Raw genomic sequence first — 23,849 nt, 5'->3', positions numbered from 1 at the left:
AACAGCGCGGTGACGAAGTCGCAGCTTGATTAATCGGGTTCCGGAGCGGCGATGACGGCGAGCAAGGCCGGCGCGCCGCCGATGTCGGCGATGATGACGATGCCCGTGGCGCTATCTGTCCGAATAACGAACAAAAAGGCGTTTCTGGCCGCCTCGGCGCGTTCTCTTGGCGTCCCGCAGCCGACGAGGGCGCGCATCAGGACGCCAAGATTGAAGCCTGCGACGTGGATCAGATAGCGCTTGGCGATGTTCTCGCGACCGCGAAGCCAAGCCCGGCGCATGCCGCCGCCATCCAGCACATGGGCGAAGCTGCGTTCGACCAGCTCACCGCGCTTGCGCATGGCGGCGCGTCCAACGCCCGATTTCAGCCGTGCGCGGTTGGCGTAAACGGCGTCGCGCGCTTCTTCGTCTCCATGCCAGCGCAAATAGCCCTTCGCCGGCAAAGGCTCGCTGATCCGGCTCTTCCACTCGCCGTCGTCAAGGCCTTTCAAAACCTCGCGCGAATGATAGCCTTTGTCCGCGATGATTTCGCAAGGATCGTCCGGCGTCGGCGCGAGGCCGACAGCCGAGAGATTGGCCTTCGCCGTCTCCAGCGTGTCGCCAAGCGTCGTCGTATCGCCCTTGTCCGCCTCGTGGATCGGCGCGGCGACGATCACGCCTGTGTCGAGGTCGACCGCATGTTCCGGCTTGTAGGCGAGATGCGTCGTTCCGTCCTTCATCCGCGCGATCTTCGCCTCGGCGTCCGTGGCGCTCGTCCAATCGTCGTTCGAGAGCTTCTTGCCTTTGCGCTTACGGTCGAAACGCGCCAAATCCTCGGCGTTCGGCGTCGCGATCCCGCTTTCCTTCGCCATGCCCTCGAGCATTGCGCGATAGGTCTCGCCATTGTCGCGCCGCACGATGCTGCGCAGCGCCGCGTTCGCCTCCATGGTCGAGCCGTCGACGCCGATGCGCTCGCCCTTCACGAGGCCGCGCTCGGCGACGAGCTTCAAGATGAAACCGAATACCTTCTCGTGAACCTCATGCGGCAGACGCGAGCGCGTCTTCGACAGCCATGAATGATCCGGGACTTTCTCGCGCGTCGATAGCCGCAAGAAATCCCGCAACGAAAAGGAATCCGCGCAGCGCCATACGATGCCGCGTTCGCTGTCGAGCCCTTCGAAGTAGCCCACCATGTGCATGCGGAAATAGCGCCCTGGTGGCAACGAGGGCGCGCCCATCTTCGCCGCGTAGTAGGGCTTGCAGGCGTTCTCGACGAAAACGTCGAAGCCCGCGTCCAGTAGAACCTTCTGAAGCTCGTCGTAAAATGCGTGCCCCGGAGAGCGCGGCAGATCCGCCCAGCCGACAACCAGATCTTCCTGCGTCCCCGTCTCACGCCGCATCGCCATCGAACCAACCTCGGCCGAATCTCACTTGGAAACGGAATCAGTCAGACGCGACTTCGTCAACGGGCTGTTAAGCTATAAAAAATCCACCCCGTATCGCACTGACCGGAGCCTCGATGTCCAATCTCTTCGACCCTTTGCATATCGGCGATCTGCGCCTCCCCAACCGGATCGTCATGGCGCCGCTGACGCGTTGCCGGGCGAGCGAGGGCCGCACGCCGAATGCGCTCATGCGGGATTACTATGTCCAGCGCGCCTCCGCCGGGATGATCTTATCGGAAGCCACCTCCGTCACGCCGATGGGCGTCGGCTATCCTGACACGCCCGGCATTTGGTCGGACGCGCAAGTTGACGGATGGCGCGAGGTCACGCGCGCGGTGCATGAAGCAGGCGGCCGCATTCTGCTGCAATTGTGGCATGTCGGGCGCCTCTCCCACTCGGTCTATCTCGATGGCGCGCCGCCCGTCGCGCCCAGCGCCATCGCCGCGGAAGGGCATGTCAGCCTGCTGCGGCCAAAGCAGCCCTATCCCGTCCCGCGCGCGCTCGACATCGACGAGATTCCCGGCGTCGTCGCGGCCTATCGGCAAGGCGCCGAGAACGCCAAGCGCGCCGGCTTCGACGGCGTGGAGATCCATGGCGCGAATGGCTATCTGCTCGATCAGTTTCTGCAAGACAGCGCGAATAAAAGAACCGACCGCTACGGCGGCTCGATCGAGAACCGCGCGCGTCTGATGCTGGAGGTTGCCGACGCAGCCATCGACATCTGGGGAGCGGGGCGCGTCGGCGTGCATCTCGCGCCGCGTGGCGACGCCCAATCCATGGGCGACTCAGACCCAAAGGCGACCTTCGGCTATGTCACGCGCGAGCTGGGCCGGCGCAAGATCGCCTTCATCTGCGCGCGCGAGCACCAGGGCCCGGATGCGTTGGGGCCTTATCTGAAGCAAGAGTTCGGCGGGGCCTATATCGCCAACGAAGCCTATACGCGCGAAACCGCCGGAGCCGCTATTGCGGCGGGCGATGCCGACGCCGTGGCTTTCGGCAAGCTCTACATCGCCAATCCCGACCTCGTCGAACGCTTACGCCTGGGCGCGGCCCTCAACGAGCCAAAGGTCGAGACCTTTTATTCGAAAGGCCCGGAAGGCTACGTGGATTATCCGACGCTCGATCGAGGGTGAGGGCGTTACACGGCCGATTGATCGAGCGCGGCTTCGCGCGGGCGCTCAATCAATCCCCGACGCTCGCGCCGTTTGGACACACAGGGAGTCACCGCCGTCATTGCGAGGAGGCGAAGCCGACGAAGCAATCCAGGGCCACATCGCCGCCCTGGATTGCTTCGCTTCGCTCGCAATGACGGGCTCCGAGTAAAACCAGCGCTTTTGCGGCTCTGGATTCCCGATCGCTCGCTCGAGCGAGCGTGGGGAATGACAGCGAACCACTCAAGCGGAATTCGCATCAGCCGGGGGATACGGCGGAGCCCGCCAGCAACCCGCCGTCGACATGAATCTCTGTCCCCGTCACATAGGTCGCTTCGTCAGACGCCAGAGTGACGGCGATCGCCGCGACTTCCTCGGGCATCCCGAAACGCTTCAACGGCGTGTCGGCAACCAACGCTTGCATCTTGGCCGCGCGGTCGGGGCCCGTTCCCAGCATCGGCTCCCAAATTCGCGTGCGTATCGCGGCCGGATGGATCGAGTTGCAGCGGATTTTCCATCCTTTCTGCGCGCAATAAAGCGCAACCGTCTTGCTGTGGTTGCGAATCGCCGCCTTGGATGAGGCGTAAGCAGCCGCCAGCGGGATGCCGACCAAACCGGAACGCGACGAGATGTTGATGATCGAGCCGGCGCCCTGCGCCTTCATCGCCTTGATGGCGTAGCGACAGCCAAGGAAGGTCCCATCGAGATTGACCCGATGGACCTCCCGCCAATCGGCAAGGCTGGCCTGTTCGGGATCATGCGCCGCGGCGCCCTGCTCAAATCCCGTTACGCCTGCATTGTTGACCACCACGTCGGCTGTCGGGACGCGTTCGGCCAGGCGCCGCCAATCAGCTTCCTCCCGCACGTCGAGCGTCTCGAACCGACAGCCGATTTCCGTGGCGGCCGCGGCGCCAGCCGCTTCGTCTATGTCTGTGAGAATGACGATTGCGCCTTCCTCACGAAAGCGGCGCGCAATCGCGCGACCAATGCCCCGCGCCGCGCCAGTAATGACGCAGGTCTTTTTGTGAAGTCTTTCCATGATGATCTCGAAAAAGAGTCCAGCCGGCGGATCGCTCCGCCATCGAATGCCTTCCCGCCTTAGCGGTGACGCTGGATCATTTCGAAAGTCTCCCGAGACAAGATTTATTTACCTGTGCCCACGCCGCCCCGCAACGCCACCCATAAAATGTCTCTGCGCGGCGCTTCGGCGCGGCCAGCAGCGCGCCTACCCGGACAAGCGCGGCGGCCAAGGCCCATCCCCATGATTTCAATGCAAATCTAGACAAACATAGTAAGGCTCGAGCGCAGCTATGTCGCATTATTCGGACGCGCCTCAAAAACGACCTTTTTTCGCAGCATTTTTACTGCGCTCTGATGAGAGAATATTTATCTAAGTCGCGGTTTTATCTTACAGAATCAACAGCACCCACTTCGTTTCCACTGCGTATTCAGGATAAAGGGCGCGCAAGCATGAGGAAATTATTTATTGCCTCGCTTATGTCTTTGTTCTTCTCGGGAATCTCGGCGCTGGCTGGCGACTTGTCCGCTTTGGCGCCTCCTGCGTTACCTTGGATGCTTACGCCAAAGCCACAGCCAACTCTCAGAGTCGGGGCCTATCAGCGCGGTGACGAAGTCGCAGCTTGATTAATCGGGTTCCGGAGCGGCGATGACGGCGAGCAAGGCCGGCGCGCCGCCGATGTCGGCGATGATGACGATGCCCGTGGCGCTATCTGTCCGAATAACGAACAAAAAGGCGTTTCTGGCCGCCTCGGCGCGTTCTCTTGGCGTCCCGCAGCCGACGAGGGCGCGCATCAGGACGCCAAGATTGAAGCCTGCGACGTGGATCAGATAGCGCTTGGCGATGTTCTCGCGACCGCGAAGCCAAGCCCGGCGCATGCCGCCGCCATCCAGCACATGGGCGAAGCTGCGTTCGACCAGCTCACCGCGCTTGCGCATGGCGGCGCGTCCAACGCCCGATTTCAGCCGTGCGCGGTTGGCGTAAACGGCGTCGCGCGCTTCTTCGTCTCCATGCCAGCGCAAATAGCCCTTCGCCGGCAAAGGCTCGCTGATCCGGCTCTTCCACTCGCCGTCGTCAAGGCCTTTCAAAACCTCGCGCGAATGATAGCCTTTGTCCGCGATGATTTCGCAAGGATCGTCCGGCGTCGGCGCGAGGCCGACAGCCGAGAGATTGGCCTTCGCCGTCTCCAGCGTGTCGCCAAGCGTCGTCGTATCGCCCTTGTCCGCCTCGTGGATCGGCGCGGCGACGATCACGCCTGTGTCGAGGTCGACCGCATGTTCCGGCTTGTAGGCGAGATGCGTCGTTCCGTCCTTCATCCGCGCGATCTTCGCCTCGGCGTCCGTGGCGCTCGTCCAATCGTCGTTCGAGAGCTTCTTGCCTTTGCGCTTACGGTCGAAACGCGCCAAATCCTCGGCGTTCGGCGTCGCGATCCCGCTTTCCTTCGCCATGCCCTCGAGCATTGCGCGATAGGTCTCGCCATTGTCGCGCCGCACGATGCTGCGCAGCGCCGCGTTCGCCTCCATGGTCGAGCCGTCGACGCCGATGCGCTCGCCCTTCACGAGGCCGCGCTCGGCGACGAGCTTCAAGATGAAACCGAATACCTTCTCGTGAACCTCATGCGGCAGACGCGAGCGCGTCTTCGACAGCCATGAATGATCCGGGACTTTCTCGCGCGTCGATAGCCGCAAGAAATCCCGCAACGAAAAGGAATCCGCGCAGCGCCATACGATGCCGCGTTCGCTGTCGAGCCCTTCGAAGTAGCCCACCATGTGCATGCGGAAATAGCGCCCTGGTGGCAACGAGGGCGCGCCCATCTTCGCCGCGTAGTAGGGCTTGCAGGCGTTCTCGACGAAAACGTCGAAGCCCGCGTCCAGTAGAACCTTCTGAAGCTCGTCGTAAAATGCGTGCCCCGGAGAGCGCGGCAGATCCGCCCAGCCGACAACCAGATCTTCCTGCGTCCCCGTCTCACGCCGCATCGCCATCGAACCAACCTCGGCCGAATCTCACTTGGAAACGGAATCAGTCAGACGCGACTTCGTCAACGGGCTGTTAAGGTGCCGCCTTCTCTGGCCGCGCCAAAGGGACCGATCTCGCTTGGGGGGCGCTTGGGCCGCGACTGAGAGTATGTGACATGTCCGTTTCAATTGCCCGGGGGCGCGGCGCCCCCGCCGCCTTCGGTTGGGCCGTCGTTTTCGCCCTTGCGCTTTTTTCGCTCTATACGCTTGCGAGCGCGCGCGGTGAGCCGGTCAACGCCATGTGGCTGGTCGCGGCGGCGATCGGCGTTTACGCCATCGGCTATCGTTTTTATTCGCGTTTCATCGCGGACACTGTGCTCGGCCTCGACGCCAGCCGCAGCACGCCCGCGCACCGTCGCAACGACGGGCTCGATTATGTGCCGACCGACAAATGGGTGCTGTTCGGCCATCACTTCGCGGCCATCGCCGGCGCAGGTCCGCTGGTCGGTCCCGTGCTCGCCGCGCAAATGGGCTATTTGCCGGGAACGCTCTGGCTTTTGACCGGCGTCATTCTCGCCGGCGCCGTGCAGGATTTTCTGGTTCTTTTCATCTCGACGCGCCGCGACGGCCGCTCGCTCGGCGATCTCATCAAGACGGAGATGGGCCCCATCCCCGGCGTCATCGCCATGGCGGGCATTCTTTCCATCATGATTATTCTGCTCGCGGTGCTGGCGCTCGTCGTCGTCAAGGCGCTGGCGGATAGTCCGTGGGGCTCCTTCACTGTTTTCGCCACGCTCCCCATCGCGGTCTTCATGGGCGTCTATGGCCGCTACATCCGGCCCGGCCGCATCGGCGAAATGTCGATCATCGGCTTTGTTCTGCTTCTCGCGAGCATCGCCTTCGGCCGCACTGTCGCCGAGAGCGCAACGCTTGCGCCGCTGTTCAGCTATAAGGGCGAGACGCTCGCCTTCATGCTGATCGGCTATGGCTTCGTCGCCTCCGTGCTGCCCGTGTGGCTGCTGCTTGCGCCGCGCGACTATCTTTCGACCTTTCTGAAGATCGGCACGATCCTGTCGCTGGCGCTCGGCATCTTCGTCGTCTGGCCGGAGCTGAAAATGCCGGCGATGACGCGTTTCATCGACGGCACGGGGCCGGTCTTCGCCGGCAGCGTCTTCCCCTTCCTCTTCATCACCATCGCCTGCGGCGCCGTCTCGGGCTTCCACGCGCTCGTCTCTTCCGGCACGACGCCGAAGATGATCGCCGATGAAACGCAGACGCGCTTCATCGGCTATGGCGCCATGCTGATGGAGAGCTTCGTCGCCATCATGGCGCTGATCGCCGCGAGCTGCCTGGAGCCCGGGGTCTATTTCGCCATGAACAGCGCTCCGGCTGTGATCGGCGCGACGCCAGAAACCGCGGCGGCCGCCATTTCCTCATGGGGCTTTCCGGTCGCGCCGGAGACGCTCGCGGGCGTCGCGCATGATGTCGGCGAGAAGAGCGTGCTCTCGCGCACCGGCGGCGCGCCGACGCTCGCTGTCGGCATGGCGACGATCCTGTCCTCGGTCATCGGCGGCTCCGCCGCCATGTCCTTCTGGTATCATTTCGCGATCTTGTTCGAAGCGTTGTTCATCCTCACCACGATCGACGCCGGCACGCGCGTCGCCCGCTTCATGATTCAGGATCTCGTCGGCACATTCGTCCCGGCCTTCCGCAACACAAAAGCCTGGGGCCCCAATCTCGCGGCGACGGCGATCGCCGTCACCGGCTGGGGCTATTTCCTCTATCAGGGCGTCATCGATCCGCTGGGCGGCATCAACACGCTCTGGCCTTTGTTCGGCATCGCCAATCAAATGCTGGCGGCGATGGCGCTCACGCTCTGCACGGTCGTGCTGTTCCGCATGAAGCGCGAGCGCTACGCCTTCGTCGCGATCATTCCCACGACATGGCTCTACATCTGCACCATGACGGCGGGGCTCGAGAAAATCTTCCACGACGATCCGAAAATCGGCTTCCTCGCCCATGCCAAGAAATTCGCCGCCGCCGCCGACAGGAGCGAGATTCTCGCGCCGGCGAAGACGCTCGAACAGATGCGCCGCGTGATCTTCAACGACTACGTGGATGCGGGTCTCTGCGCGATGTACATCGTGCTGGTGCTCGCCATTCTGGGCTTCGCCCTGTCATCGATACGGCAGGCGCGCGCCGCCGAGGCCGCCACTACCCGGGAAAGCGAAGATGAACTGCTGCCTGCCAGGGCTTGATCTCGCAAAGCTCGCGAACAAATTGCGCGACAGCGCGCGGCTGATGGTCGGGCAGGGCGATTACGACGCCTATGTCGCGCATATGCGCGACAAACATGACGGGCGGCGGATGATGACGCGGGAGGAATTCTTCCTGGAGCGGCAAGCAAGCCGTTTCGGCGAAGGGGGCCGGCGCGCGCTACGTTGCTGTTGAGCGCGCTTCATACGAGATCCGCTTGATGGGTTCGGTGTCGCTCCCGACGCTCCGCAGCGAGCAATCGGGAATTACCGCCGTCATTGCGAGGAGGCGGAGCCGACGAAGCAATCCAGCGCCGCATCGCTGCCCTGGATTGCTTCGCTTCGCTCGCAATGACGGGCGCTGAGCAAAACCAGCGCTCCCAAGCCCCAATGCGAGCTGTTCAAACCGAAATGGCTTCACGCTCCGGTTTCATCGCACAACAAGTCGACGACCTGGCGGATTTCTTCCGGCGCGAAGGGCTTCTCGACAACGGGGCAGCCTGAACGCGCGATGAAGCGGTCGGCCGCAGGGCCCAGAATGTCGCCGGTCACGAAGGCGATGCGATTCGTCATCTGCGGATGCTCGACGCCAAGCCAGTCGTAGAGCGCCGGGCCGTCGCCGTTGGGCATGCGGATGTCGCATAGGATGAGATCGACCGCCTTTTCGGCGAGCGCCTGTTTCGCCTGCTCGCCGCTCGTCGCTATCTCGCAGTCGAAGGCAAGCCGGCGCAAAATCTCCGCGAGCAGGCCGGCGATTTCGACCTCATCATCGACGATCAGCGCGCGCCGCTGTCGTGTCCCCGGTTGCGACGGGGCGGAGTCGGTCGCGACAACGGCGGTCTCGGTCGCCTCGATCGGCAATCTCACCATGAAAACTGCGCCCACCCCCGGCTGTTGCGGCTCCAGAACGAGCGAGCCGCCATGAGCCTCGATGAGGCCGCGCGAAACGGCGAGCCCGATGCCGGTTCCGACCCCCTGTGGCTTCGTCGTGAAAAAAGGATCGAAAATGCGATTGCGAATGGCGTCGGGAACGCCCGGACCATTGTCTGAAATCAGGATTTCGAGCTTCTGCGTCGACGGCTCCGCGCGCGCGACGATGGCGATCCGGCGCGGCGCCGGCTGCGCTTCCAGCGCCTGCTTGGCGTTCACCACGAGATTGAGCAGCACCTGATGGAGCTGGTCGCTGTCGGCGAGAAGCGGCGGCAGATCGGCTGGAATATCCTTCGTCACCTCGATGCCGGCCGTGCGTAGCCCATAGGACAAAAGTTCGAGCACACGCTCGACGAGTTCCGGGATCTCGACGCGCCCACGCTCGGCCTCCCGCTGGCGGGCCATGGCGAGAAAGATTTTCACGATGCGGGCGCAGCGGTTGGCTGCGGTTTCTATTTTTGTTCCACGGTCGGCGAATTCCTCGAACTGCTTATCGAGAATGGCGTGCGCCTGCGCCGCCTCGCGCAGCATCAGCGCCTGTCCGATGACGATGGAGAGTGGATTGTTGAGCTCGTGCGCCACGCCGGCGAGGAGAGACCCGAGGGCTGCGAGCTTTTCGCTCTGATAGAGGGCTTCTCGCTGCCGTTCGATTTGCGCCTGCGCTTCCCGCGTGGGACGCAGATCGCGAAGATGCGCGGTAAAAAGCGCGCTCGGCCCGGAGCCGACTGCGGTGATCGCCAGCTCGATCGGAATGCGCGAACCATTGGCGCACATGGCCTCGAGCTCGACGCGTTTGCCGATGACCGAGGATGGCCCGCCCGACCGGAAGCGCGCCAGGCCGGCATCGTGACTGGCGCGCATTTCGGGGGGCACGATCAGCTCGGCCACGGTCTTGCCGATCGCCTCTTCGCGGGAATAGCCGAAGGTGGCCGCCGCCGCCGGGTTGAACTCGACGACATGGCCTTGCGCATCGATGACGACGATGCAGTCGAGCGCGGAATCGACAACAGCGGAATGGATGGCTTCGCGCGCCTTGTGCGACTCGAGCCATTCGGCATGTGTCGTTTCGCATTCCTGCGGTTCGGCGACATGATGCGCGACGCAGACGACGCCCTGCATTGCGCCGCCGGGCGCGAAAGGTTTGAGCTCCTCTTCGAGCGAGCGGCGCGCGCCGTCTTCCTCGATTGTGCGGCGCAGATGTTGCGGTTTGCCGGCGACAAGCCCTGGCATCGCCGCCCGATAGGACGCGCCCGCCTCAGGGCCGAGAACCTCCTCGACGCATTTGCCGACGACGCAATCTTCCGTGGTTCCGAGGCTCGCGAGAAACTCACGATTGACGTAACGGTAACGCAGCTCGACATCGAGAAACGCCGCCCGGCCCGGGATCGCGTCGAACAGGGCGCGCAACAAAGCGCCGCCATCCGAAACGGCGTTGGTCGTCGCTTTTTGCTGGATGCTCATCTAACCGCGCTTTCTCCGTTGGACGCGCTTGCCGCGCTTGCTGCGCTCGGCCCCTCGTGCAGCCATAATTCCATCGGCTCGGCGATATTCTTGAGCGCATGTCGCCTCGCGACGAAATCCTCGCGAATTTTGCCGCGCGTCATGGCGCGCGCGACATCCGAAATCATTACCGACCCGGCCGGCGCAGCTTCCTGAATGCGGGCGGCGAGCGCCACGACTTCGCCGAACCGGTCTCCGTTACGAACAACGACGTCGCCGACGGCGACGCCAATGCGCAGCCGCAGCGTTTGCGCCTGCCCATGGGCGGCGGCGTAGGCGCGCGTTTCCGTCTGGCACTCCAGGGCCCATTCGACGGCGTTCTGCACGCTCGGGAAGTCGATGAGCGCGCCGTCGCCCAGCATTTTGAACAGATTTCCCGCGCGGCGCGGAAGCGATTGCGTGACCACGTCCCGAAAAAAACGATCGGTGAGCGCAAGTCCGTTCTGCTCGTCGGTCTGGATCAGGAGCGTGTAGCCGACGATGTCGATCGAGGCGATGGCCGCCAGTCTTTTGCCGGCGAGCGCGGCGCGCGCCATCTTGCGACGTCGCAACAGGCCGCGAATGCGCGCCAGCATTTCCCGCATATGATACGGCTTGGTGATATAATCGTCGGCGCCGGACTCGAGCCCGACGATGCGGTCGATGGCCGAAGCAACCGCCGTTGCGAAAATAATGCTCGTAGAGCCGCGGGCGTTGAGCCACCGCGCGAGCGACAGCCCGTCTTCGCCCGGCATGTTGATGTCCAATATGGCGAGATCGACAGCTTCGAATTCGACCATCGCGCGAAACTCAGCGGCGCTCGCCGCCGCGAGCACGCGGTAGCCATTGCCCGAGAGAAATTCCGCGAGCAGCTCGCGCAGGTCCTGTTCGTCCTCGGCGATCGCAATGGTTTCCTGCATCGGCCAAATTTTCCAAAATTGCTGTTGCGACACTATAAGAGTTCTAATCTGCTACGCAAAATGCGCGGGGTCGCATCTCTCTGTTGATCCTCCCGCGGATTCCGCTAGGGTTTTCGCCATGCGCGCCGAAGTTCCGGAGAATCCCGCGAGCGCCCTCTTGGCCCTGCTCGATTGGTATGCGGCCGTCGGCGTCGATCTCGCGCTCGATGACGCGCCGCACGATCGCTACGCCGATAGCGCGCGCGTAGCGTCTGCGCCGGTCGTTGGGGCGCCAGCGGCGCCGGCCCGTCGCGACCCCCCGCCGCTGCCCGCCCTGGCTTCTGAAACGCAAGCCGCGCGGCCGCGAGTCGCCGCCATGGCCGCGCCGGATGAAGCTGTCCGCGCCGCCGAGACGGCCGCCGCGGGCGCGACTACGCTGCAAGACCTCGCCGCCGCGCTGGCCGAATTCCCCCACGCGCCGTTCCGCGACATGGCGCAGCATTTTCTATTCGGCGCCGGCGCGCCCGGCGCGCGGCTGATGGTTCTGGATGCGGCGCCGGGAGCGACGGAGGAGTCGACGGGCGAAGCTTTCAGCGGCCTGCAGGCAAAGCTCCTCGACAATATGCTCGCCGCGATCGGTCACAATCGCGAGAGCGCCTATCTCGCCTACGTCTCGCCCTGGCGCCCGCCCGGCGATCGAAATCTGACGCCACCCGAGGCCGCCACTTTCGCGCCATTCGCACGCCGCCACGTGGAGCTGGCGCGGCCAGAGGTTCTGCTGCTATTCGGCGACGCCCCGGCGCGCGTCATGCTCGCGACCACTGAGCCGCTCGCGAAATTGCGCGGCAAGCCGTTCGACATCGCCAGCGGCGCGCATATGGCGCGCGCTTTCGTTTTCTCGGGGCTCGATTTGATGCTGAAGAGCCCCGCATTGAAGCCGGCGGCGTGGCGGGATTTGCGGGCGGCGGCGGGCTCGTTGCGCGCCTAAATTACCCCCTCCCAGTCCCTCCCCCGCTTCGCGACCCGCAAGCGGGGGAGGGGTGGGGAGGGGGCCTTACGCGACCGTCTTCTCGATGATATGCGCCAGGTCCGTCATAATGACGTTGAGGTCGTAGTTCTTCGGCGTATAGACCGCCGCCACGCCCGACTCGAGCAGGAGCTTCTCATCCGCCGGCGGGATGATGCCGCCGACAACGAGCGGCGCCGAAACGCCCTCCTCCTTCATCAGCCGCATCACCTCATGAGCGAGCGTCACATGCGAGCCGGAGAGGATGGAGAGGCCGATGCAATGCGCGCCTTCCTTCTTCGCGGTCTCGACCAGCTCGGCCGGGGTGGAGCGGATGCCCGCATAGATCACGTCGAAGCCGGCGTCGCGCGCGCGAACGGCGATTTGCTCGGCGCCGTTGGAGTGGCCGTCCAGGCCCGGCTTGCCGACCAGGAATTTCGCGCGTTTGCCGATCTTCTGCGAGACGCGCTCCACCTCGCCCCGCACCACGTCGAGCTGGCCGCCAACCTGGCGCGCCGTGGAGGAGACGCCCGTCGGCGCGCGATATTCGCCGAAGACGCCGCGCAGCACATTGCCCCATTCGCCGGTCGTCACGCCCGCCTTGGCGGCGGCGATCGACGGCTCGACCATATTGCGGCCTTCCTTGGCGGCGCGGACAAGCTCGTCGATGGCGGCCTGCGCCGCCTTGTTGTCGCGAGCCTCGCGCCAGGCGTTCAGCCGCGCGATCTGCTCCGCCTCGACGCCTTCCGGCACGACCATGATCGAATCTTCGCCCGTGGCGAGCGGCGACGGCTCGGTCGAGGTGAATTTATTGACGCCGACGACGGTCTGCTCGCCGGCCTCGATCGCCTCGAGACGCGCGGTGTTGGACTCAACGAGCTTCGACTTCATATAGCCGATCTCGACGGCCGCCGCGGCGCCGCCCAGCGCGTCGATCTTCTTCAGCTCAGCCTTGGCCTCTTCCTTCAGCTCGGCGACCTTGCGGGCGATCTCGGGGTTGCCGTCGAAGATGTCGCCATATTCCAAAAGGTCGGTCTCATAGGCCATGATCTGCTGCATGCGCAGCGACCATTGCTGGTCGAAAGGACGCGGCAGGCCGAGCGCCTCGTTCCAGGCCGGAAGCTGCACGGCGCGGGCGCGGGCGTTCTTAGAGAGAACCACCGCCAGCATTTCGATGAGAATGCGATAGACGTTGTTTTCAGGCTGCTGCTCGGTCAGGCCCAGCGAATTGACCTGCACGCCGTAGCGGAAGCGGCGCAGCTTCTCGTCCTTCACGCCATAGCGGTCGCGGGTGATCTCCTCCCACAGCTCGGTGAAGGCGCGCATCTTGGAAAGTTCCGTGACGAAGCGCATGCCGGCGTTGACGAAGAAGGAAATGCGGCCGACGACCTGGCCGAAATCCGCCTCCGAAAGGCCGGCGGCCTTCACGCCGTCGAGGATCGCCACGGCGGTGGCTAGCGCATAGGCGAGCTCCTGCGCCGGCGTCGCGCCTGCTTCCTGCAGATGATAGGAGCAGACGTTCATCGGGTTGAATTTGGGGCATTCCTTCGTGGTGAAGAGAATGAGGTCCTGCGTCAGGCGCAGCGACTGCTTCGGCGGGAAGACATAAGAGCCGCGCGACAGATATTCCTTGATGATGTCGTTTTGCGTCGTGCCCTGCAGCTTTACGCGCGGCGCGCCTTGTTCTTCAGCGGCCGCAATGTAAAGCGCCATCAGCCACACGGCGGTGGCGTTGATGGTCATCGACGTGTTCATCTCGGCCAGAGGAATGCCGTCGAAGAGCGCGCGCATGTCGCCCAGATGCGAGACCGGCACGCCAACCTTGCCGACCTCGCCGCGCGAGAGGATGTGGTCGCTGTCGTAGCCGGTTTGGGTCGGCAGGTCGAAGGCGATGGAAAGACCCGTCTGCCCCTTGGCGAGATTGGAGCGATAAAGCCGGTTCGACGCCTCGGCGGTCGAGTGACCGGCGTAGGTGCGGAACATCCAGGGCTTGTCGCGGCCAGCGTTCCGGGTCTTCTCGGCAGACTTGTCGTTCATTTGGCTCCTCCTCGCCGCTGCGATAGCACAGAGGGACGTTTTGACAAGTCACGCCTTAGACGCAGCGCCGTGAACGCCTTTCACTCCTCCGACCGCGCCTTCGCCTGCTTCTGCGCCTCCTCCGGCCACAGTTCGCGCAGCGGCATGGGCAGGTCGGACACGACCTTCGCCGTTTCGTTGAAATCCAGCTCCCGCCACAAGAGCTCGAAGACCGCCCGCGCCGCCGTGGCGACGTCCACAGGGAAGCCCGGCGGCAGCTCGATGGCGATGCGCTCCTCGAATTGCTCGATCCGGCGTTGAACGTCCGGCTTGTCCGCGAGCCGATAGCCTTCGAAGTAAAGCCCGCGCACCAGCATGGGAAGCTGCGCGCCAAGATGCATCGCCTGTTCCGGGGTCAGCCGGTCGCGCAGCGCATGGAGCACGGCGCGCAGCGCGCTATAGGCGTGCGGCCGGTCGCCCAATTGGCAGTCCTCGGCCAGGCTCTTGAGCCAGACATTGGTGAGCTGGACCGTGTGATCGAGCGCGGATACCTGGGTGTCGCTCATGACGCACGCCTTTCGAAAAGCCTTCGCCCCGCGCCCAATCTGCCCCGATGTCCAGAATTATGCGTCGGCCGCGCGCCCGCAAGCTGGGGCGGGCGCCGGATCGCCTTAGTTAAGTCGCTGAACGGCGCTTTACGGGGAGCTTCACCCCAAAGAATTCCCCGTATATGAATGCGCCCGGCGGGACGGCGACCGCGAAGAGGCCGTCATCCTTGGCGCGCTTTCCGCTCGAACGACCGTTCGAGCGATTAGAATTCGCGCCAATAGGCGTTTTGGAGCGAATTCCGATCGAAAAAGTCTGCAACTTTTTCGGAATTCGCTCTGAGGAAATTCGACCGACGGGCCGCCGAGATGAAAGAAGCGCCCGAGGAGACGCGACGTTGACCGATAAAAAAGATCTTTACGAGTTGGGTGAAATTCCGCCGCTCGGCCATGTTCCCAAGAACATGTACGCCTGGGTGGTGCGCAAGGAGCGTCACGGCCCGCCGGATCAGGCGATGCAGCTCGAGGTCGTGCCGACCTGGGAGCTCGACAGCCATGACGTGCTCGTTCTCGTGATGGCGGCCGGCGTCAATTACAATGGCGTCTGGGCGGCGCTCGGCGAGCCGATCTCGGTGCTCGACGCGCACAAGCACCCCTATCACATCGCCGGCTCCGACGCGGCGGGCATCGTCTGGGCCGTCGGCTCCAAGGTCAAGCGCTGGAAGGTCGGCGACGAGGTCATCGTCCACTGCAATCAGGACGACGGCGACGACGAGGAATGCAACGGCGGCGATCCGATGTTCTCCGCCTCGCAGCGCATCTGGGGCTATGAGACGCCGGACGGCTCCTTCGCCCAGTTCTGCCGCGTGCAGGACCGCCAGCTCATGCAGCGCCCCAAGCATCTCACCTGGGAAGAATCGGCCTGCTATACGCTGACGCTCGCCACCGCCTATCGCATGCTGTTCGGCCATGAGCCGCATGAGCTGAAGCCCGGCCACAACGTGCTGGTGTGGGGCGCCTCGGGCGGCCTCGGCGTCTTCGCCGTGCAGATCTGCGCGGCGTCGGGCGCCAACGCCATCGGCGTGATCTCGGATGAATCAAAGCGCGATTACGTCATGTCGCTTGGCGCCAAGGGCGTGATCAACCGCAAGGATTTCAAGTGCTGGGGTCAGATGCCCAAGGTCAACTCGCCCGAATATGTCGAGTGGACCAAGGAAGCGCGTAAATTCGGCAAGGCGATCTGGGACATCACCGGCAAGAAGGACGTCGACATCGTCTTCGAGCATCCCGGCGAAGCGACCTTCCCGGTCTCCTGCCTCGTCGCCAAGCGCGGCGGCATGGTGGTGTTCTGCGCCGGCACCTCGGGCTTCAACATCACCTTCGACGCCCGCTATGTGTGGATGCGCCAGAAGCGCATCCAGGGCTCGCATTTCGCGCATCTGAAACAGGCGGCCGCCGCCAACCAGTTCGTGATCGACCGCCGCGTCGACCCCTGCATGTCGGAGGTCTTCGCCTGGGACAAGATCCCGCTGGCGCATATGAAGATGTGGAAGAACGAGCACGCCCCCGGCAATATGGCCGTGCTGGTCAACGCCCCGGAGCCCGGCCTGCATACGGTCGAGGACGTGGTCGAGGCTTACAACAAGAAGAAGTAAGCTGCTCTCGGGAGTAGCAAGGCTTCGGCGGTGGGCGCCAAAGACCTCCCCTTTACGGGGAGGTCGGCGGCCGAAGGCCGCCGGGTGGTGTTCGCGCCGCAACGGTAGTGGTGGGGCTGCAACCCGCCCACGACCCCGTTTCCGGGACCGCCCTTGCCGTAAGGGGCAACCTACCTCGTCATGGCCGGGCTTGTCCGGCCATAACGGTTCTGCAATGCGTGAAGACGTCGGCTCAAGCCTGCGGCTTCAGCGCCAGGGCCTTCTCGATTTCCGGCAGCGGGTGCTTGGTCAAATCCTTGTCTAGCTCGCCGGCGACCTTGCTTTGCGCCTTGGCGCTCAAATCCTTGCGGATTTCGCCCAATGTCCGGGGCGGGGCGACGATGACGATTTCCTTCAGCTCGCCGCTTTCGGCGGCGGCGTTGATGCGGTCGGCCATGGCGCGGGCGAAGCGCTCTTCTTCGAGCTCATGCCAGTCCACATTCCCCATGCCGCTGCGCGCGTGAGAGCCGGCGGCGGCGAAGGCGCGACCCGGCGCATCCGATCCCTGCTCGCGGGTCGGCGGATTTTCTTCGACGCGCGTCTCGATCACGCGCAGGTCGAGAATCTCGGCGTCGCCGTGGTTGGAGAAGAATAGCGCGCGTCGGCCATCGCCGATCAGAACCCACGCGCCATTATGGACAGCAACTGCGCTCATAGCGTCCCTCGCTCACAAAAGCTCACGCCTTGGATGTGGCGGCTGGAGGAGGGGAGAGCAAGCGTGGCCGTGGCGCGTCGAAAGGACGCGCCTATCCACGTCTCATCTGTATCAGGCGGCGAGCTTCTCGGGGGCCGCCGCCGGGGCTGGCGTCAGCTTCTCGACAACCGCCTTCAGATCGCCAGCGGCCTGGGGCGCGACGCCCGCAAGCGCGGCCACGCGACGCTTGATGCCGGCCTCATTTACCGCCCAGGCGAGATAGCAGACGGCCGCGACGAACAGCAGCGCCGTGAAGGGTTCGCCATTGCCGAGGAAGGAGAGGTCCGGGGCGCATTCATTCGCGTATTCGCAGGCGTCCGACCAATCCTGGAGATATGTTTTGACTGCTTCCAACATCGTAACCTCCTTGGCCCGTCATCATCGTGCCGGAAAAACCTTTCCCGCTCGTGGACGCGCCGACCTCTAGCTCATGTATGTCGCCGTGCTTGTGCGTTGCAACATATATAGCGCTGAGAAGCTTTCGCCAGAGTAAATTCCAACCTGCCTCGAAAAGCTATCCCGAAGGATAACAAGGCTCCGCGCCATGTTGTCGCACTGCAAAAACATTGAGCAGAGCATGCGACAGCGAGCCGACAAAGCTGTCGGCAAGCCAACAAAAAACGGGGCCCCGTAAGGGACCCCGCAAATAGCGTTCCATTCGTTGTCATTCCCGACGCCCGCACTGCGGGCGATCGGGAATCCAGGGCAAAACCAGCGCTCTGTGGCTCTGGATTCCCGGTCGGGCTTTCAGCCCGCCGGGAATGACAAAGACCCAAAGGAGAGGGCGTCAGCCCTCCAGCAGGCGCCGCGCGATGACCTGCGCCTGAATTTCCGCCGCGCCCTCGAAGATGTTGAGGATGCGCGCGTCGCAGAGGACGCGGGAGACCGGATATTCCAGCGCGAAGCCATTGCCGCCGTGAATCTGCAGGGCGTTGTCCGCCGCCGCCCAGGCGACGCGGGCGCCGAGCAGCTTCGCCATGCCGGCTTCGAGGTCGCAGCGTTTGCCCTCGTCCTTCTCGCGCGCAGCGAAATAGGTGATCTGGCGGGCGATGTGAACCTCCACCGCCATCGACACGATCTTGTTGAAGACGCGCGGGAAGGCGAACAAGGGCTTGCCGAACTGGATGCGCTCCTTGGCGTATTTCAGGCCGAGGTCGAGGGCGCATTGCGCCACGCCCAGCGCGCGGGCGGCGGTCTGGATGCGGGCGGATTCGAAGGTTTCCATGAGATGCTTGAAGCCCTTGCCCTCCTCGCCGCCGAGCAGGTTTTCGGCCGGCACTTCGAAATTGTCGAAGCCGATCTCGAACTCCTTCATGCCGCGATAGCCGAGCACCTCGATCTCGCCGCCGGTCATGCCGTTGGCGGGGAAGGGATTTTCATCCGTGCCACGGGGCTTTTCGGCAACGAACATGGAAAGGCCCCTGTAGCCCTTCTCGTTGGGATTGGTGCGGGTCAGCAGCATCATGATGTCGGCGCGGACCGGATGGGTGATCCATGTCTTGTTGCCGGTGACCTTGTAGACATCGCCCTCGCGCACGGCGCGGGTGCGCAGATTCGCAAGGTCGGAGCCGTTGTTCGGCTCGGTGAAGACGGCTGTGGGAAGGATTTCGCCGGCGGCGATCCCGGGCAGATACTTCTGCTTCTGCGCTTCCGTGCCGCCGACGAGAATGAGCTCGCCCGCGATCTCGGAACGGGTGCCGAGCGAGCCGACGCCGATATAGGCGCGCGACAGCTCCTCGGAGACGACGCACATGGCGATCTTGCCCATGCCCGAGCCGCCATATTCCTCAGGGATGGTGAGGCCGAAGACGCCCAGCTCCGCGAGGCCGCCGATCACCTCCAGCGGAATATAGGCGTTCTTGGAATGCCACTCATGCGCGAAGGGCACGACATTGTCGGCGGCGAATTTGCGCATCTCGCTGCGGATGGCTTCCAGCGTCTCGTCGAGGCCGGAGGCGCCAATGGTCTCGGCCGCCGAATGATGGTCGATCAGCTCGGCGAGGCGGGCGCGGTTCGCCGGCGTATTGCCGGAGAGGATGAGCGCGTCGACGCAGGCCGGGCGCGCGGCCGCGACCTTGGCCGAGGAAAGGCCGAAGTCCGAAAGGCGGACGAATTCGCCCTGGCTCATCGGAATGCCGCCATAGACCTGGGCGAGCAGTTCGGCGTAGCCGATCTGGTTCAGCAGCTCTTCCGTCTCGCCATAGGCGCCCTCGGCCGAGAGGCGCTCGGCGTAGTCGATCAGCTCCTTGAGGCCCTGCACATAGGTCGCGAACCAGGAGAGGCCGTGGGCGGCGTGCTGGTCGGCTTCGATCAGCTCGTTGGAAAGCTTGCCGTCCTTCGTCACGCGGGCGCGCACGCTGGCGAGCGCGTCATTATAAAGCGCCTCGACGGCGACGAGCGCCTCCTTGGCGTTGGCGAGCCAGCTTTGGGGATCGAGTTTCGTCGCGACGGCTGCGGTCATTGCTTTCCTGTCTGGAATAGGGCCCGTTGAGGGCGCGGCCTGTGGAAAAATTTGCGCCCTACATGCCGCCATTTCGCCCGGGACGCAACTGGAAGGGGCATCCGCAAATCTCGGCTTCGCCGAGCTAATGTCCGGTCAGCATCGCGATTCTCGCCGCGCCCAATTTCAAGAAAAGCCTCAAGGGAAATCCCCGGTAGCTCGGCGCGTCGGATGGCAATGCCATTTCCGATTTTCGGCGGCGCGTTTGGGTTCTCATTTCGATCGGCGGCGGGTCGCCGTCATATCGGAGCCGATAGGTCGAGACCCAGAACCCCGGGTCGAATTTCACGAACATGCCGGAGTTGCAGCAGGAAGCGACCATCCTTCGCGTCGGCGAATTGGGCTTCAGCCGATGCTCTTCGAGAAGTTCGGCGCCGGAGACGCAACGGAACCGATCGTCGCGGTAGGTCAAATAAGGCGTGCCGCCGTCGGGGTCGCGGACCGGCGCGGCGTTGGGGAGCGCTTCGATCCGCCGGCCGCCTTCCTGGCAATCCGCGCAATAGCAGACCGCGCTCAGGATCGGCTCCCCGACGGCTTCGCAACGGACGCGCCCGCAGGCGCACGAGGATATTCTGGTGGTGGGTCTCATATCATTTCCGTTTGAATAGCTCGCATGGGGACTTGTCATTCGCGGCGGGCTGAACGCCCGACCGGGAATCCAGAGCCCAAAAAGCGCTGGTTTTGCTCTGGATTCCCGATCGCTCGCTGCGCGAGCGTCGGGAATGACGCCGAACTAATCAAACGGATCTAGAGCCCCCATCAAACCGGCGTCACCCACAGCGGCAGGCCTCCCCTTGGCCGCGTCGTAAAGTCAGGGGCAAGCTCCAGCCGATGGCCGTCGACCGTCGTGAAACGAAAATCACGGACGAGCGTCGCAAGGATGGCTGTCATCTCCAGCATCGCGAAGCTCATGCCGATGCAGATGCGCGGGCCCGCGCCGAAGGGCAAATAGGCGCAACGGTGGCGCGCCTTGGCCTTTTCGGGCGCGAAACGGTCGGGGTCGAAGGCGCTCGGCTCGTCCCACAATTTCTCATGACGATGCAGCGCCCAGATGGCCACAAAGATCGGCTCCTTCTCGAGGACCTTATGCGGGCCGAGCGTCGTATCTTCCCGCGGCTGGCGGCCGATGGCCGCGGCGGGCGGAAAGAGGCGCATCGCCTCCTGAACGACCTGTTTCGTGAACTGCAGCCTCTCGACCGTCTCCGGCCCGATGTCGTCGGCGCCGGCGACCTCTTGGACCTCCGCGCGCAGCCGTTCCTGCGACGCTTGATCCTTTGCGAGCAGCCACAAGCTCCAGCCGAGCGCCACGGCGGAGGTTTCGTGTCCGGCGACCATCAGCCCGTAGAGATTGCCGATGAGCTCGGAACCCGTCATCGCCCTGCCGCTCTCGGGGTCGGTCGCGTTGAGCATCAGATCGACGATCGTAAGCGTCTGGGCGCGGGTGGCGCGGCGCGCGGCGACGATCCGCGCGGTTTCGTCATAGAGGTAGCGCATGTCCCGGTTGATCTGCGACGATCCCGGAAAGGGCAGCCAGTTCGGCAGGCTGAGCAGCGCCAATATGCGCTGCCAACTGACGCCTGAAAGCGCCCGCGTGAGCGCGGTGAGAAATCGCTCGCGGTCGAAGGTTCCCTGCGCGCCGAGAATGGCGCTTTCGATGATGGAGAACGTGACTTCCGACATCGCCTTCATGGCGTCGATCGGCGCCGTCGGCCGCTCTCGCCGCCACGCGTGGCAAAGCTCCCCCGCGCAGCGCGCGAAAATCGGCGTCAACGCCAGAAGATTTTCGTGCCGGAACGCCGGGGCCAAAGCGCGCCGCTGCCATTTCCAATCGGCGCCCTCCGCAAAGAAAAGCGAGCCCTTGTTGATCGCTCCTGCAAGCGCCTGAACCGTCATCACGTCGCGCTGGAAGAATTCCGCGCGCGTGAGCAGCATTTCTTCAATCAGGGCGGGGTCCGTCAGGAAGATTGTTTTCGGCATGATCGGCCAAAGGCCCCGCAACGACCAGAATCCCTCCCGATAGGCCGCGTGCGGCCAGGTTTCGAGGAAGTTACGCTGCATCGCGCGAAAACTCGGGCGCTCATTGGGAGTGAAAGGCATAAAATCGGAATCGTAAAACATCGTGGGTCACCCCTGATGAATCGGCAATAGCAATACCATACCTCACAGTATGTTTTTGGCAAGAGCCGCGTGCTGTGCGAGCCTAACTGAATGAGTCGTTTCAAAAAGGAAGACTGGCTGGCGCTCGCCGCAACGCTGCTGGCCGAAGAAGGGCCGGCAGCGCTGACGATCGACCGCCTCACCGCGGCGGCGCGGCGTACACGCGGCAGCTTCTACCACCACTTCGAAGACCGCGACGGCTTCCTGCGCGCGCTGATGGAGCGCTGGCGCATGCAGGTGATCGAAATCGCGGGCAAGCGTTACGAGGCCGCGCAATCCGAAGCGGAAGTCCGCGCGCTGATGCGCGAGCAGCCCTTCGAGCTGGATTTCCGTTTCGAGCGCGAAATCCGGCGTCTCGCGGCGAGCGAGCCGATCGTGCGCGAGATATTGAATCAGGTGGACTGCGCGCGAATCGAGGGGCTCGCGTGCCTGTTGACGCGTATGCGCCCGGACGTCGACGATCCGATGTCCTTCGCCTTCGTGCAATATTGCGCGGTTGTCGGCGCGCAATGGCTGCTGGAGGACCCCGACGATCCGCGCCTGCCGGCGATTCGCCGAACAGGCAACCGGCTCTTCGGTCTCAGCGAGCCGGAAGAGCCTGTGCAGTAACGGCTCGCCCTCATCCTTGGGATGGACGAGGGCGAAATGCGCCTCAAACCATTGCCGCTTGGACAGCGCGCGGTGGGACGTGTCATTCCCGGCGGGCTGAAAGCCCGACCGGGAATCCAGAGCCAAAATAGCCTAATGCTGCTCTGGATTCCCGATCGCTCGCGAAGCGAGCGTCGGGAATGACGGGTCACATCTCGCCGAGAACCTCCGCGACGGTGAAGATATCCTTGTCGCCGCGACCGCTCAGATTCATCACCATCAGATGATCTTGCGGCTTTTGCGGCGCAAGCTCGAGAACTTTCGCGATGGCGTGCGAGGGCTCCAGCGCCGGGATGATGCCCTCCAGCTTCGAGCAGATCTGGAAGGCGGCGAGCGCCTCCTTATCCGTCGCGTTGAGATATTTCACCCGGCCGGTCTGATGCAGCCAGCTATGCTCCGGCCCGACGCCCGGATAATCGAGGCCCGCCGAAATCGAGTGGCCTTCAAGAATCTGTCCGTCGTCGTCCATGAGCAGATAAGTGCGATTGCCGTGCAGCACGCCCGGCCGGCCGCCCGCAATCGACGCCGCATGGCCGTTCGGCACAGAGACGCCGTGGCCGGCCGCCTCGACGCCGTAAATCTCGATGTCGCGATCGTCGAGGAAGGGGTGAAACAGGCCGATGGCGTTGGAGCCGCCGCCGATGCAGGCGACGAGCGAATCGGGCAAGCGCCCTTCCGTCTCCTGCATTTGCGCGCGCGTCTCATTGCCGATGATCGACTGGAAATCGCGCACCATGCGCGGATAGGGATGCGGACCGGCGGCCGTGCCGATGCAATAGAAAGTGTTGGAGACGTTGGTCACCCAATCGCGCAACGCCTCGTTCATCGCGTCCTTCAGCGTGCGCGCGCCCGATTGCACGGGGTTCACCGTGGCGCCCAGCATTTTCATGCGAAAGACGTTCGGCTTTTGCCGCTCGACGTCGACGGCGCCCATGTAGACGACGCATTCGAGCCCAAAGCGCGCGCAGGCCGTAGCCGTGGCGACGCCATGCTGGCCGGCGCCCGTCTCGGCGATGATGCGCTTCTTGCCCATGCGCTTGGCGAGCAGAATCTGCCCCAGCACATTGTTGATCTTATGCGAGCCGGTGTGGTTCAGCTCTTCGCGCTTGAAGTAAATCTTCGCGCCTTTTCCCTCCTCCGCATTCTGGCGGACATGCTCGGTCAGGCGTTCGGCGAAATAGAGCGGCGAGGGGCGCCCGACATAATGCGTGTGAAGATGCGCGAGCTCCGCGTGGAAGGCGGGATCGTTCCTGGCTTCGTTATAGGCGCGCTCCAGATCGAGCACGAGCGGCATCAGCGTCTCGGCGACGAAGCGGCCGCCGAAAATGCCAAAACGGCCGTTCTCGTCCGGGCCGGCGCGGAAGGAATTGGGAAGCGGCTTGGTCACGGAGCGGTTCCTCTTTGCGGTCGCCTTTCGCCCCCTCCCCAACCCTCCCCCGCTCCGCGGGAGAGGGAGTCAGGCCGCCGCCTTCATCGAC

19 protein-coding genes are annotated in these 23,849 nt (G+C 64.0%); 6 read left to right on the top strand and 13 right to left on the bottom strand.

What is annotated here, in order from left to right; translation table 11 throughout:
* Positions 1-29 precede the first annotated feature (29 nt).
* A complete protein-coding gene (locus tag QNA11_RS13625; protein WP_283481505.1) occupies positions 30-1,385 on the bottom strand; it encodes a transposase in 1,356 nt (451 codons plus the stop codon).
* A 113-nt stretch (positions 1,386-1,498) separates the two neighbouring features.
* Here QNA11_RS13625 and QNA11_RS13620 point away from each other — a divergent pair, with 113 nt between their 5' ends.
* Positions 1,499-2,557, top strand: a complete 1,059-nt coding sequence (locus QNA11_RS13620) for an alkene reductase (protein WP_283482764.1) — start codon at positions 1,499-1,501, stop codon at positions 2,555-2,557.
* A 277-nt stretch (positions 2,558-2,834) separates the two neighbouring features.
* Here the strand turns inward: QNA11_RS13620 and QNA11_RS13615 are convergent, their stop codons facing one another.
* Positions 2,835-3,614, bottom strand: coding sequence for an SDR family oxidoreductase (locus tag QNA11_RS13615; RefSeq protein WP_283482765.1), 780 nt, complete (start codon positions 3,612-3,614; stop codon positions 2,835-2,837).
* Positions 3,615-4,219: 605 nt separating this feature from the next.
* Positions 4,220-5,575, bottom strand: a complete 1,356-nt coding sequence (locus QNA11_RS13610) for a transposase (RefSeq protein ID WP_283481505.1) — start codon at positions 5,573-5,575, stop codon at positions 4,220-4,222.
* A 149-nt stretch (positions 5,576-5,724) separates the two neighbouring features.
* On the opposite strand from QNA11_RS13610, the gene QNA11_RS13605 reads away from it, so the two are divergent.
* Both QNA11_RS13605 and QNA11_RS13600 read left to right on the top strand, forming a co-directional pair.
* Positions 5,725-7,806, top strand: coding sequence for a carbon starvation CstA family protein (locus QNA11_RS13605; RefSeq protein WP_283483444.1), 2,082 nt, complete (start codon positions 5,725-5,727; stop codon positions 7,804-7,806).
* A complete protein-coding gene (locus QNA11_RS13600; protein ID WP_283483443.1) occupies positions 7,781-7,999 on the top strand; it encodes a YbdD/YjiX family protein in 219 nt (72 codons plus the stop codon). The genes QNA11_RS13605 and QNA11_RS13600 overlap by 26 nt, the downstream gene beginning before the upstream one ends.
* A gap of 221 nt (positions 8,000-8,220) precedes the next feature.
* On the opposite strand, the gene QNA11_RS13595 is transcribed toward QNA11_RS13600, so the two are convergent.
* The gene (locus QNA11_RS13595; RefSeq protein ID WP_283483442.1) at positions 8,221-10,194 is read right to left on the bottom strand and encodes a hybrid sensor histidine kinase/response regulator; all 1,974 of its coding nucleotides are present in this window, start codon (positions 10,192-10,194) and stop codon (positions 8,221-8,223) included.
* Positions 10,191-11,132, bottom strand: a complete 942-nt coding sequence (locus QNA11_RS13590) for a response regulator (RefSeq protein WP_283483441.1) — start codon at positions 11,130-11,132, stop codon at positions 10,191-10,193. Before QNA11_RS13590 ends, QNA11_RS13595 begins: the two co-directional genes overlap by 4 nt.
* Positions 11,133-11,250: 118 nt before the next feature.
* Here QNA11_RS13590 and QNA11_RS13585 point away from each other — a divergent pair, with 118 nt between their 5' ends.
* Complete coding sequence (locus tag QNA11_RS13585) at positions 11,251-12,099, top strand: uracil-DNA glycosylase (RefSeq protein WP_283483440.1); 849 nt, start codon at positions 11,251-11,253, stop codon at positions 12,097-12,099.
* Positions 12,100-12,165: 66 nt separating this feature from the next.
* On the opposite strand, the gene QNA11_RS13580 is transcribed toward QNA11_RS13585, so the two are convergent.
* Together QNA11_RS13580 and QNA11_RS13575 are read right to left on the bottom strand one after the other, a co-directional pair.
* Positions 12,166-14,154, bottom strand: coding sequence for an ethylmalonyl-CoA mutase (locus QNA11_RS13580; protein WP_283483439.1), 1,989 nt, complete (start codon positions 14,152-14,154; stop codon positions 12,166-12,168).
* 80 nt (positions 14,155-14,234) lie between these two features.
* Positions 14,235-14,699 carry a DUF2267 domain-containing protein gene (locus tag QNA11_RS13575; RefSeq protein WP_283483438.1) on the bottom strand — a complete coding sequence of 155 codons (465 nt, stop codon included), beginning with the start codon at positions 14,697-14,699 and terminating at the stop codon, positions 14,235-14,237.
* 377 nt (positions 14,700-15,076) lie between these two features.
* On the opposite strand from QNA11_RS13575, the gene ccrA reads away from it, so the two are divergent.
* On the top strand, positions 15,077-16,333 hold the full coding sequence (ccrA, locus tag QNA11_RS13570; protein WP_281929997.1) for a crotonyl-CoA carboxylase/reductase: 1,257 nt from the start codon (positions 15,077-15,079) through the stop codon (positions 16,331-16,333).
* Between the two features lie 232 nt (positions 16,334-16,565).
* On the opposite strand, the gene QNA11_RS13565 is transcribed toward ccrA, so the two are convergent.
* The 5 genes from QNA11_RS13565 to QNA11_RS13545 form a co-directional block, all read right to left on the bottom strand.
* On the bottom strand, positions 16,566-17,027 hold the full coding sequence (locus QNA11_RS13565; RefSeq protein ID WP_202070806.1) for a baeRF12 domain-containing protein: 462 nt from the start codon (positions 17,025-17,027) through the stop codon (positions 16,566-16,568).
* A gap of 111 nt (positions 17,028-17,138) precedes the next feature.
* Entirely contained in the window at positions 17,139-17,423 is a 285-nt protein-coding gene (locus QNA11_RS13560; RefSeq protein ID WP_281929999.1) for a hypothetical protein, read from the bottom strand.
* A 430-nt stretch (positions 17,424-17,853) separates the two neighbouring features.
* Complete coding sequence (locus QNA11_RS13555) at positions 17,854-19,527, bottom strand: acyl-CoA dehydrogenase family protein (RefSeq protein ID WP_283483437.1); 1,674 nt, start codon at positions 19,525-19,527, stop codon at positions 17,854-17,856.
* A gap of 124 nt (positions 19,528-19,651) precedes the next feature.
* The gene (locus QNA11_RS13550; RefSeq protein ID WP_283483436.1) at positions 19,652-20,155 is read right to left on the bottom strand and encodes a GFA family protein; all 504 of its coding nucleotides are present in this window, start codon (positions 20,153-20,155) and stop codon (positions 19,652-19,654) included.
* Positions 20,156-20,325: 170 nt separating this feature from the next.
* Positions 20,326-21,663: a cytochrome P450 gene (locus QNA11_RS13545; protein ID WP_283483435.1), complete on the bottom strand. Its 1,338-nt coding sequence runs from the start codon at positions 21,661-21,663 to the stop codon at positions 20,326-20,328.
* A 111-nt stretch (positions 21,664-21,774) separates the two neighbouring features.
* Here QNA11_RS13545 and QNA11_RS13540 point away from each other — a divergent pair, with 111 nt between their 5' ends.
* A complete protein-coding gene (locus tag QNA11_RS13540; RefSeq protein WP_283483434.1) occupies positions 21,775-22,332 on the top strand; it encodes a TetR/AcrR family transcriptional regulator in 558 nt (185 codons plus the stop codon).
* Positions 22,333-22,519: 187 nt separating this feature from the next.
* Here QNA11_RS13540 and trpB read toward each other — a convergent pair whose 3' ends face one another.
* Entirely contained in the window at positions 22,520-23,758 is a 1,239-nt protein-coding gene (trpB, locus tag QNA11_RS13535) for a tryptophan synthase subunit beta (protein WP_283483433.1), read from the bottom strand.
* Positions 23,759-23,849 lie beyond the last annotated feature (91 nt).

The sequence above is a fragment of the Methylocystis sp. JR02 genome, from assembly GCF_030063565.1.
In the GTDB taxonomy this organism is placed as follows: Bacteria; Pseudomonadota; Alphaproteobacteria; order Rhizobiales; family Beijerinckiaceae; genus Methylocystis; species Methylocystis iwaonis.
The sequence above is the reverse complement of the archived record's forward strand: the minus strand, read 5'-3'. Positions and strand labels throughout refer to the sequence as shown.

Coding starts and splice junctions, on each gene's coding strand:
- QNA11_RS13625 (WP_283481505.1), bottom strand. CDS start 1,385: ATGGCGATGCGGCGTGAGACGGGGACGCAGGAAGATCTGGTTGTCGGC.
- QNA11_RS13620 (WP_283482764.1), top strand. CDS start 1,499: ATGTCCAATCTCTTCGACCCTTTGCATATCGGCGATCTGCGCCTCCCC.
- QNA11_RS13615 (WP_283482765.1), bottom strand. CDS start 3,614: ATGGAAAGACTTCACAAAAAGACCTGCGTCATTACTGGCGCGGCGCGG.
- QNA11_RS13610 (WP_283481505.1), bottom strand. CDS start 5,575: ATGGCGATGCGGCGTGAGACGGGGACGCAGGAAGATCTGGTTGTCGGC.
- QNA11_RS13605 (WP_283483444.1), top strand. CDS start 5,725: ATGTCCGTTTCAATTGCCCGGGGGCGCGGCGCCCCCGCCGCCTTCGGT.
- QNA11_RS13600 (WP_283483443.1), top strand. CDS start 7,781: ATGAACTGCTGCCTGCCAGGGCTTGATCTCGCAAAGCTCGCGAACAAA.
- QNA11_RS13595 (WP_283483442.1), bottom strand. CDS start 10,194: ATGAGCATCCAGCAAAAAGCGACGACCAACGCCGTTTCGGATGGCGGC.
- QNA11_RS13590 (WP_283483441.1), bottom strand. CDS start 11,132: ATGCAGGAAACCATTGCGATCGCCGAGGACGAACAGGACCTGCGCGAG.
- QNA11_RS13585 (WP_283483440.1), top strand. CDS start 11,251: ATGCGCGCCGAAGTTCCGGAGAATCCCGCGAGCGCCCTCTTGGCCCTG.
- QNA11_RS13580 (WP_283483439.1), bottom strand. CDS start 14,154: ATGAACGACAAGTCTGCCGAGAAGACCCGGAACGCTGGCCGCGACAAG.
- QNA11_RS13575 (WP_283483438.1), bottom strand. CDS start 14,699: ATGAGCGACACCCAGGTATCCGCGCTCGATCACACGGTCCAGCTCACC.
- QNA11_RS13565 (WP_202070806.1), bottom strand. CDS start 17,027: ATGAGCGCAGTTGCTGTCCATAATGGCGCGTGGGTTCTGATCGGCGAT.
- QNA11_RS13560 (WP_281929999.1), bottom strand. CDS start 17,423: ATGTTGGAAGCAGTCAAAACATATCTCCAGGATTGGTCGGACGCCTGC.
- QNA11_RS13555 (WP_283483437.1), bottom strand. CDS start 19,527: ATGACCGCAGCCGTCGCGACGAAACTCGATCCCCAAAGCTGGCTCGCC.
- QNA11_RS13550 (WP_283483436.1), bottom strand. CDS start 20,155: ATGAGACCCACCACCAGAATATCCTCGTGCGCCTGCGGGCGCGTCCGT.
- QNA11_RS13545 (WP_283483435.1), bottom strand. CDS start 21,663: ATGCCTTTCACTCCCAATGAGCGCCCGAGTTTTCGCGCGATGCAGCGT.
- QNA11_RS13540 (WP_283483434.1), top strand. CDS start 21,775: ATGAGTCGTTTCAAAAAGGAAGACTGGCTGGCGCTCGCCGCAACGCTG.